Genomic DNA, 8,166 nt, shown 5'->3' with positions numbered 1-8,166 from the left:
CAGTACCTAAATTAATTTGAGTCATAGCCCAATTAAGGGGTACTCGCTCTCTAGTCGTTTCAGAAAGAGCATTTTGATAACAATCAATCGCCCTTTCCTGATTCTCTCTTTTCTCCCCTTCTATGCGGTCACTATAAGCTAAACCTAAATTGTGTTGAGTCAGAGCCCAATTAAGGGGTACTCGCTCTTGAGTCCATTCACAAAGAGCATTTTGAAAACAATTAATCGCCCTTTCCAGATTCTCTCTTTTTTCCCCTTCTATGCGGTAAGTATAAGCACTACCTAATGACTGTTGAGTCATAGCCCAATCAAGGGGGTCTCGCTCTCTAGTCCATTCACAAAGAGCATTTTGATAACAATTAATCGCCCTTTCCAGATTCTCTCTTTTTTCCCCTTCTATGCGGTAAAAATAAGCTAAACCTAAATTGTGTTGAGTTTCTGCCCAATTAAGGGGTACTCGCTCTTGAGTCCTTTCAGAAAGGGCTAATTGAAAACAATTAATCGCCCTTTCCAGATTTTCTCTTTTCTCTCCTTCTATCCGGTAAATGTAAGCAAAACCTAAATTGTGTTGAGTATTTGCCCAATTAAGGGGTACTCGCTCTTGAGTCCATTCAGAAAGAGCATTTTGAAAACAATGAATAGCGGTTTCCAGATTCTCTCTTTTTTCCCCTTCTATGCGCTCTATATAAGCATTACCTAAATTGTTTTGAGTCATAGCCCAACTAAGGGGGTCTCGCTCTCTAGTCTTTTCAGAAAGAGCATTTTGAAAACAATCAATCGCCCTTTCCAGATTCTCTCTTTTCTCCCCTTCTATACGGTCTCTATAAGCATTACCTAATGCGCCTTGAGTCATAGCCCAATATAGGGGTACTCGCTCTCTAGTTATTTCACAAAGAGCATTTTGATAACAATTAATCGCCCTTGCCAGATTCTCTCTTTTTTCCCCTTCTATGCGGTCTTTATAAGCAGTACCTAAATTGTGTTGAGTCATAGCCCAATTAAGGGGTACTCTCTCTCTAGTCCATTCACAAAGAGCATTTTGAAAACAATGAATAGCGGTTTCCAGATTATCTCTTTTTTCCCCTTCTATGCGCTGTGTATAAGCATTACCTAATGCGTGTTGAGTTGCTGCCCAATCTAGAGGTACTCGCTCTCTAGTCCTTTCACAAAGAGCATTTTGAAAACAATCAATCGCTGTTTCCAGATTCTCTCTTGGCTCTCCTTCTATGCGCTCTCTATAAGCATTACCTAATGACTGTTGAATCATAGCCCAACTAAGGGGGTCTCGCTCTCTAGTCCTTTCACAAAGAGCATTTTGAAAACAATTAATCGCCCTTTCCAGATTCTCTCTTTTCTCTCCTTCTATCCGATCTCTATAAGCTGTACCTAATGCGCCTTGAGTCATAGCCCAACTAAGGGGGTCTCGCTCTCTAGTTAATTCAGAAAGAGCATTTTGATAACAATTAATCGCCCTTTCCAGATTCTCTCTTTTTTCCCCTTCTATACGCTCTCTATAAGCACTACCTAATGCCTGTTGAGTCAGAGCCCAATCAAGGGGTACTCGCTCTCTAGTCCATTGAGAAAGAGCATTTTGAAAATAATTAATCGCCCTTTCCAGATTCTCTCTTTTTTCCCCTTCTATACGCTCTCTATAAGCACTACCTAATGCCTGTTGAGTCAGAGCCCAATCAAGGGGTACTCGCTCTCTAGTCCATTGAGAAAGAGCATTTTGAAAATAATTAATCGCCCTTTCCAGATTCTCTCTTTTCTCCCCTTCTACACGCTCTCTATAAGCTGCACCTAAATTGTATTGAGCCATAGCCCAATCAAGGGGTACTCGCTCTTCAGTCCATTCACAAAGAGCATTTTGATAACAATGAATAGCGGTTTCTATATTCTCTCTTTTTTCCCCTTCTATTCGCTCTCTATAAGCTATACCTAAATTGTGTTGAGTCAGAGCCCAATCTAAGGGTACTTGCTCTCTGGTCCTTTCAGAAAGAGCATTTTGATAACAATGAATCGCCCTTTCCAGATTCTCTCTTGGCTCCCCTTCTATGCGCTGTGTATAAGCTAAACCTAAATTGTGTTGAGTCATAGCCCAATCTAGGGGTACTCGCTCTCTAGTCCATTCACAAAGAGCATTTTGATAACAATTAATCGCCCTTTCCAGATTCTCTCTTTTCTCTCCTTCTATGCGTTCATTATAAGCTATACCTAAATTGTGTTGAGTATGTCCCCAATCAAGGGGTACTCGCTCTCTCGTCCTTTCAGAAAGAGCATTTTGATAACAATGAATAGCAGTTTCCAGATTCTCTCTTTTTTCTCCTTTTATGCGGAACATATAAGCAGCACCTAAATTGTGTTGAGTTGCTGCCCAATATAGGGGTACTCGCTCTCTAGTCCTTTCAGAAAGAGCATTTTGATAACAATGAATAGCAGTTTCTAGATTCTCTCTTTTTTCTCCTTCTATGCGCTGTGTATAAGCTAAACCTAATAACTGTTGAGTTGCTGCCCATTGTTCAGGGTAATTTTCCCGATTAAATACTCTTAAAACTAGTTGAAAACTGTTGAGGGCTATTTCTTTATTTTCCCTGGGATTCCCTAAGGGAAATTGAACAATTAAACCGCCAAATTTATAAATTAATCTTGCTAAACTTTCTTGCTCAGATGATGGAAGTTGAGTCATTCTATCTCTAGTCCATTCATTTAACCAGTGACGAAATCCTTCATTCAACAGATGTTGATTACTAGCTAGTAAAGAATAAACTTCTGTCTGATTTCCTTTAATCTTTGCTAATATTTGGTTCCAAAACTCTAAGTAATTATATTGTGTTGGTTCATTCATCTCTAAACTTCCTCTACTACTTCAATTTTTTGATAATAAGCAATCCAATCTTGTTCTGCCGTTAAATAATCCCACAATTGTCTAATCCTCTCTCTATCCCAAATAGATACGGATTCTTCTGTCGTAGGCTGTAGCCAGTTAAAATTCACAGAATTATAGCATTTTTCGGATTCATGAGGTTGTACCTAACTCTCGGAGCCTCCTGCCTCCTGCCTCCTGCCTCCTGCCTCCTGCCTCAAAAGAATAACCTCTGTACCTCACCAGTATGAGAATTGCTATAGCTAAACTAATTCCTATAAATTCTTCTATACTAGGACTATCAAAATAAAATCCATGTCCCAATAAATTAGACCCAACTTGAGGCATCAATATGGTGTTGTTTGTGAAAAAATTATTTGGTGCTAGGGCTTGTGAAGGACAAAAAACATAACGGTAAATTTCATGATCTGGTGATTGACTGCGATTGAGTAAGATAAAATAGCGATCGCCACGATCTAAATTAATTCTGATTTCATAACGTTCATTTACCCTCAGAGAGAGAATTGATTGCTCCAAAATTGGTCTGAGTGTTGATCTTGTTATTGGTATAAATTCTAGCCAATTCTCTCTGTTGTAAGCTGCGTTGACTAATTTTTGCCAAAATACATCTAAAACGGGATTTTCCCAATTAAATGGTTCTATAAAGCTTGTTTGAAAAATAGCCGGTAACCCACTGACACCTGGTATTTTTTCATTCCAGCTATTTTCTTGGTCTTGAGGTTCATAATCGTCTACTAATCTAAACCGCGCTTCTTTTATCGCTAGATACAGAGGTTTACCTGCTGAAAAAGACTGGAGAAAATATTGTAAAAACCTCTGTGCTACTCTATCTGGTATAGGATTTCGCATGATAATAGTTTGAGGTAGGTTTAAATCAGCTAAGTCTTCAGCAAGTTTTAAGCCATCACAGGAGTTAAAAATGGCTAACTGTAAACCTGAGGCGATCGCTTGTCTCAACCCATGCCTTAAGTCATCGATGGTGAGATAGTCCACATCATTAATCATGAATATACCTCTTCTACCTCTACTATTACTATGACCTGCGAAAAAGAGAATGTCCCAAGGTTGTCCCCAAAGTTGTTCGCTGATTTCTTGTCGGTTAGGTTTTACTAAAAACCTTACCTCTGCATCGGGTAAATTTTGTAGAATTTGTTGGTCTATTTGTATATTTATTCCTTGATTATTACCCAAAATTGCTAAGATACGGATTTGTTCCCCAGTAGGAGAAGTTGAGACTAAGTTTAATTCCCTCATACAATCAAACGTACTCAAGCCCCATCCTACCTTATACTCAAATCTTGCATCTATACCTAATGTTACTGGTTGTGGTTGAGTAATGAGTAATGAGTAATGAGTAATGAGTTAAAGAATTGATGCTCAACGCTTAAAAATTGGTATACCTTTGCAAGATATTGGCTAAAGAGAAATGAACTTTTTCTGAGGTTATTTTAGTACATAAGTTCTGGTGAAAGATCTGAGTTATACCTAAGTTCTTCAAATATATCCCATACATCCCAAGGTAAACCGCGCAAAATTTCATCTTCAGTTTGAAAAATAACTCTAGTTTCTGAATGAGAATCAATGTTGGAGAGTATCTCTTGTCTGATAATTTGCCAAGATTCAGTATTCAACCATCTTTTCATACTTTCCCTTAGTATTTGATTATTTTCGGAACATATTTGCAGTAAATCAATAATATGTTGTTGGGAAAATTGGTTTATTTGTGCAGAAGAGGCTCCGATGCGTAAATCGTTATCTAGAAGACACTTTTTCAGCAAGTCCCTTAACATCCTCCTCGGGAACTTAGTTCTTTAGGTAATTTGGGAGTAGGATAAATAATTTTTACTTCTAACCCCAAAAATTCACTTAATTCCTCTGCTAACCACCAGTATTCTGCTTGAGACAGTGGAGTTTTACTTTTACCAATTTTAAATTCAACACCTTCTGCATAAACTGATAAGGTAGGAGGAAAAGTTACTTTTCTTCTTCCGTATGAGTCAACGTTGTATTCAATGGTATCAGATTCATAACCGGGATTATAAGCAATGAGATTAATCTTATTAGAAAGAGATGACTTTGTCCAATTTCTGTTTCGTGATAATTTACGACAAGTACCTATCCTAATTAAACGCTCTTTTTCTATTGAAAAAACTTTGTAATAATTTTTACCAAATAATAGCCATTCAATCAACAAATACAATATACAAAATACAAACCAGAAGAATAAACATTTAAGTGCCAAGATGACATTCCATACAATTAAAATAGAAAGCAGACCAATTATCAGAAAGAATAGTTGTACCATTATTATTATAAATCCCAATGCTCCAAGTTGTAGTAAAAAATATAAACATGGCTTATGCTTCAACACAATACATAACTTATCATAAATTATTCTTGGAGCTCGTAAAATAAAAAGAGGGCGCAATTCCTTGATAGCAATTTCTAATTTATCTTCATCACAATTTAATATAACCTCGCTATCATCAGGTTTAAGATTTAAATGATAACCTTTAGTTATTTGATTGGAATTAAGGGTATTTAAAGCAGTATTAGCACAAGTAAAACGTTTATCTAAATAGGGGTGAGTCATCTTCTTTAACCATCTTACTAACGGGCGACTCATGCCCTTGTCATCAAATTTAACTTGTCCATTTTCTTGTGATAAATCAGCAGGATGTACTCCCGTTAATAAATAAATTAATGTCATCCCTAAACTATATAAATCTGATGCGGGGGTAGCCTTGCCGTTAAACTGTTCTAAGGGAATATAACCACAACTTCCTACAATAGTAATTGTGCCACTTTCTTTATTCACCACAGTTTGTACTGCACCAAAATCCACTAAATAAATATCGCCAATACTATTCCCTGAACGATTCTTAACTAGAATATTACTTGGTTTAATATCTCGGTGGATAACTGGAGGATTGAGTCCATGGAAATAAGTGAGAATATTTAAAATTTTCTCGGCTAATTGTTTAACTTCGGCTTCTGTGAATTTTCTGCCATCTTGAATTAGAGTTTCTAAAGAAGGTGCATCGATGTAAGTTTGAATTAAAGCAAAATAGGGGATGTTATTCTCTTCTAATTCTAAATAGTCTAAATATTTGGGAATAGCAGGGTGATTAAGATTTTTGAGAGTTTCAACCTCCCTTTCAAACAGTTTAAATTCATCCCATTGAAATTCCTGGTCAAATGTGAGAATCTTCGCGATAACTGGGCTATTAGTTTGTAAGTCATTAGCTAAAAAAGTTTGTCTTCCGGCTTTATGACTCAGTTGTTTTTTTAGTTGGTAACGGTTATTTAAGATAGTATTAGGTTGCATTGATATTTGCTCCATATTTCCATATTTTGATTAGTTAAACTTCGCAGTAGGATAAATAATTTTTACTTCTAAATCTAAAAATTCACTCAATTCCTGTGCTAACCACCAGTATTCTGCTTGAGACAGTGAAGTTTTACTTTCACCAATTTTAAATTCAACACCTTCTGCATAAACTGATAAACTAGGAGGAACAGCGACTATTAAAGATTTCCGTGGCGTACTAGTGGGATCTGAAAGGCGGTCAAATTCATAACCAGGATTATAAACAATGAGATTAATTGTTTTAAAAACTAATGGTTTTTGCCAATTTCTATTTTGCGATAATTTACGACAAGTACCTATCCTAATTAAACGCTCTTTTTCTATTGAAAAAACTTTGTAATGATTTTTACCAAATAATAGCCATTCAATCAACAAATACAATCTATAAAAAACAAAACTGAAGAATATACAGAATATACATTCAAATAAAAACGTGATATTCCAAACAATTAAAACAGGAAGCAGAACATAAATCAGAACCCATAGTTGCGGCATAATTACTAGCATTAGAAGTTGTAAAAACGCATACAAGCCCCGATGATGCTTCAACACACTATCAAATTTATCATTAATTATTCTGGCACCTTGTGAAATAAAAAGAGGGCGCAATTCCTTGATAGCAATTTCTAATTTATCTCCATCACAATTTAATATTACCTCGCTATCATCAGGTTTAAGATTTAAATGATAACCTTTAGTTATTTGATTGGAATTAAGGGTATTTAAAGCAGTATTAGCACAAGTAAAACGTTTATCTAAATAGGGGTGAGTCATCTTCTTTAACCATCTTACTAACGGGCGACTCATGCCCTTGTCATCAAATTTAACTTGTCCATTTTCTTGTGATAAATCAGCAGGATGTACTCCCGTTAATAAATAAATTAATGTCATCCCTAAACTATATAAATCTGATGCGGGGGTAGCCTTGCCGTTAAACTGTTCTAAGGGAATATAACCACAACTTCCTACAATAGTAATTGTGCCACTTTCTTTATTCACCACAGTTTGTACTGCACCAAAATCCACTAAATAAATATCGCCAATACTATTCCCTGAACGATTCTTAACTAGAATATTACTTGGTTTAATATCTCGGTGGATAACTGGAGGATTGAGTCCATGGAAATAAGTGAGAATATTTAAAATTTTCTCGGCTAATTGTTTAACTTCGGCTTCTGTGAATTTTCTGCCATCTTGAATTAGAGTTTCTAAAGAAGGTGCATCGATGTAAGTTTGAATTAAAGCAAAATAGGGGATGTTATTCTCTTCTAATTCTAAATAGTCTAAATATTTGGGAATAGCAGGGTGATTAAGATTTTTGAGAGTTTCAACCTCCCTTTCAAACAGTTTAAATTCATCCCATTGAAATTCCTGGTCAAATGTGAGAATCTTCGCGATAACTGGGCTATTAGTTTGTAAGTCATTAGCTAAAAAAGTTTGTCTTCCGGCTTTATGACTCAGTTGTTTTTTTAGTTGGTAACGGTTATTTAAGATAGTATTAGGTTGCATCGGTATTTTCTCCATATTTCGATATTTTGAGGAAAGAAGCAAGAGGCAGAAGGTAATAAGATTTTAGTGTAATTAAGAATTAAGAATTAAGAATTACTTTTCAACTAGAAATACTCAACTTTTAGTTAAGCTAAGATGCACGAAAAATCAAATATTTTCTGGTGGGAACCTAATTTAAAACAAAATAACTGCATAAGTTAAAAACTGGGTTTTGATACTGTAATGACCTGTTTGTTGACCTAGGGCTTAGTTAGTACACAGGTGCTGGTGCTTTGATTTAAGGTCAACTTATATTATCTAACGGCAATTCTTGGTTTTAGAGGTAAAGAGTAAAATTATTAACCACCGCCACCGCCACCGCCACCGCCACCGCCACCGCCACCGCCACCGCCACCGCCACCGC

6 protein-coding genes are annotated in these 8,166 nt (G+C 36.2%); all 6 read right to left on the bottom strand.

The annotated features are described in order from the left end of the window. Positions 1-2,845: tetratricopeptide repeat protein (locus MW688_RS18350; protein WP_486737463.1), on the bottom strand; the 2,845-nt coding region annotated here is incomplete at its 3' end. Positions 2,846-2,847: 2 nt separating this feature from the next. Beyond that, on the bottom strand, positions 2,848-2,994 hold the full coding sequence (locus MW688_RS18345; RefSeq protein WP_486737462.1) for a hypothetical protein: 147 nt from the start codon (positions 2,992-2,994) through the stop codon (positions 2,848-2,850). 22 nt (positions 2,995-3,016) lie between these two features. Beyond that, a complete protein-coding gene (locus tag MW688_RS18340; RefSeq protein WP_486737461.1) occupies positions 3,017-4,138 on the bottom strand; it encodes a CHAT domain-containing protein in 1,122 nt (373 codons plus the stop codon). 194 nt (positions 4,139-4,332) lie between these two features. Beyond that, complete coding sequence (locus MW688_RS18335; protein WP_486737460.1) at positions 4,333-4,662, bottom strand: hypothetical protein; 330 nt, start codon at positions 4,660-4,662, stop codon at positions 4,333-4,335. Between the two features lie 5 nt (positions 4,663-4,667). Next, positions 4,668-6,227, bottom strand: coding sequence for a serine/threonine protein kinase (locus tag MW688_RS18330; RefSeq protein ID WP_486737459.1), 1,560 nt, complete (start codon positions 6,225-6,227; stop codon positions 4,668-4,670). Positions 6,228-6,242: 15 nt separating this feature from the next. Continuing rightward, entirely contained in the window at positions 6,243-7,763 is a 1,521-nt protein-coding gene (locus MW688_RS18325) for a serine/threonine protein kinase (protein ID WP_486737458.1), read from the bottom strand. Positions 7,764-8,166: the final 403 nt, after the last annotated feature.

This window comes from Johannesbaptistia floridana (assembly GCF_057440575.1).
Note: the sequence above shows the minus strand (reverse complement) of the source record. Positions and strands in the feature narration are given on the sequence as shown.